Consider the following 2008-nt stretch of genomic DNA (forward strand, 5'->3'; position numbering starts at 1 on the left):
AATACTACGATTAACGCAAACGAATTTCCATGTCCGCCGTCGCTCATTTATAACACCTCCACTTACTTTTAAGCAGTATTAATAGACGAAAGCAGTCCCCACAATGATAAGAAGGATGAACAATACTACGATTAAAACAAAAGTACTGCCGCCGTAAAATCCCCCATAACCGAAGCCGCCATAGCCACATCCGTAACCGAAGCCCATATTTTTCACCACCTATAGGATTGTAAGAAAGTTATATCACTATATATATATTTACTAAGACAAGAATCGATTGGACAAATATCTTCCATTTAGAAAATTCGATTATTCGCCTAAGTGAAAAGACAAAAATTGGTTGATCATAAAACAAATAAAGGCCACTTATCAGGGTTTCAAAAAATGGTGAGACAAGTGGTGAAGATTATGTAGTAATAAAGTAAATCACAATTCAATAATATTTATTGGGAGGTGGTTAAATTGACCGACTATCAAGGAATTGAGGAAATCATTAGAATAGCAGATGAAATTTCAAAACAAGCAAATGACAAAGACTATGATAATGACACTTATAGGTTAAAAAGGGCTTTAGATTTAACTGCTAGGGCTTTATCAATGTTTGCCAAAATGGAACAAGAAAGACTCGCTGGTGAAATTGTCATTCACAATCCTTTAGAATATGTCGAAGCAAGATTGTGTACAGCGTTATATTATGTAATGAATACAACAAAAGATGGTAAGAGGATTGACTCACCAAAACCCTAAAAGACGTTTGAATAGCGTCCTTCAGGGTTCTTTTTATTAATAAAAGGTTTTGATATGACTGAAAATCCGAATAAGATATTAAAATTTTGAGGAACAAAGACAGATTATTTATTCTCTCCTTGTTATTATTCATTTCCAATACCCATCGAATTTTATATATGTGTCCACACCCTGATATAAAACCAATCATATTTTATTAAAAAGAAGAATAAAGAAAGGAAGAAGAATGAAATGTTTTGGTGGAGAAAGATAATAAACTTGAACAGGATCCGATTGAAGAAATTAACCCGTTTTCAAAATTAATGGTTGGAAATAGCAAGCACAGAGAAACTTACAAAAAAGGCAATATGCCCGAATAATAAGAACATTTATCTTTCGAAAGGAAAATAAATCGGTTCGACGATTGGATTTTAGGCAATAGGGGAAAAGCACCTTGGACTAGCACTCAAATTCCTCCCAATAAGAGAGAAGATATTGTGAACAATGTGGATTTTGAGTTGCTTATAGAAACAATCGATATGTTTTTTACCACAGCTAAACAATATAAACCAACATTTAAAGAAATTACACCTTTTATGAATCAATTTATTAAAAAGTTCAAGTCCAATAAAGATACCTAGTGTTAAGAAGGGATCCAGGAAATTTCACAATATTATTATGTTATAAGAATCCTTTGATATTTTACTCGAAAGGAATATAGATTCTGAAATAATGGTGGACTACCGTATGATAATTTCATCATTTCCAGATGTTAAACGAATCGATAGGGTTAGAGCAAGGGAGCATGGCCACTATATATTAGTGGACCTTCGAATTTCAATCGATCACGAGAAAACGATTAAAGAGGGACATGATCTTACCAGAGAAATCAAACACGAGCTAATGAAAAAACATGATAATATTGAAGAGGTACTTATTCACCTAAATCCTTACTATCAAAATTAATTTTCAAATCTGCTAGGTAGTTGAAAACAAAGGATTATTACATTAAAAAAATTTTAAAACGCTATTATTCTAAAATAATTAAATGTATTGTAATACTTTGATCATAGGTTTTTCACAATTAACCAGTATGATAAATTTTGCAAACTAGGACAATTGCAATCCTTTTCACCAAACCCCTAAGAAAAAGATTCAGCATCTTGCCGAGTCTTTTTCTATTTAACAATGCCTCCTTAAAAATCTTTTAAGAGCTAACGGACCAGTTTAGTCCATTAAGATATACATAAAAAAACCTAGCTATTTAGGCTAGGTTTTAGCG

The 2008-nt window shown here is 32.2% G+C and carries 3 protein-coding genes; 2 read left to right on the forward strand and 1 reads right to left on the reverse strand.

Features of this window, described 5'->3' with window-relative positions; translation table 11 throughout:
* Positions 1-78 precede the first annotated feature (78 nt).
* Positions 79-207: a YjcZ family sporulation protein gene (locus V7266_RS10985; protein WP_205181366.1), complete on the reverse strand. Its 129-nt coding sequence runs from the start codon at positions 205-207 to the stop codon at positions 79-81.
* Between the two features lie 255 nt (positions 208-462).
* Here V7266_RS10985 and V7266_RS10990 point away from each other — a divergent pair, with 255 nt between their 5' ends.
* Together V7266_RS10990 and V7266_RS10995 are read left to right on the forward strand one after the other, a co-directional pair.
* Positions 463-747, forward strand: coding sequence for a hypothetical protein (locus V7266_RS10990; protein WP_335467933.1), 285 nt, complete (start codon positions 463-465; stop codon positions 745-747).
* Between the two features lie 711 nt (positions 748-1458).
* The gene (locus tag V7266_RS10995; RefSeq protein WP_335467934.1) at positions 1459-1692 is read left to right on the forward strand and encodes a cation transporter dimerization domain-containing protein; all 234 of its coding nucleotides are present in this window, start codon (positions 1459-1461) and stop codon (positions 1690-1692) included.
* The last annotated feature ends 316 nt before the right edge of the window (positions 1693-2008 follow it).

The sequence above is a fragment of the Neobacillus drentensis genome (assembly GCF_036965645.1).
Classification (GTDB): Bacteria; Bacillota; Bacilli; order Bacillales; family Cytobacillaceae; genus Neobacillus; species Neobacillus drentensis_D.

What these genes read in the sequence shown, in the direction of transcription:
- V7266_RS10985 (WP_205181366.1), bottom strand. Translation starts at nt 207, where the DNA reads ATGGGCTTCGGTTACGGATGTGGCTATGGCGGCTTCGGTTATGGGGGA.
- V7266_RS10995 (WP_335467934.1), top strand. Translation starts at nt 1,459, where the DNA reads ATGGTGGACTACCGTATGATAATTTCATCATTTCCAGATGTTAAACGA.